Here is a 233-nt window from a genome sequence, read left to right on the forward strand (position 1 = left end):
AAAAGTCACAATTGTTGTTGATGGGGTGAGTTATCCAGCTACGAATAACGGTGATGGAACCTGGACTCTGGCAGACAATACGTTACCAACCTTAACTGATGGTTCGCATACTGTTGTGGTAAATGCAACGGATGCAGCAGGAAACGTGGGGACAACCACTGGGACAGTGGTAATTGACACAGTGGCGCCAACTGCCCCTGTTGTCAATCCAGTCAATGATACAGATGCAATTA

1 protein-coding gene is annotated in these 233 nt (G+C 46.8%); it reads left to right on the forward strand.

Features of this window, described 5'->3' with window-relative positions:
- A partial coding sequence (locus IAE20_RS16710) for an Ig-like domain-containing protein (RefSeq protein WP_227612147.1) occupies positions 1–233 on the forward strand: 233 nt, incomplete at both ends.

Source organism: Acinetobacter sp. S54 (assembly GCF_016624945.1).
GTDB lineage: Bacteria > Pseudomonadota > Gammaproteobacteria > Pseudomonadales > Moraxellaceae > Acinetobacter.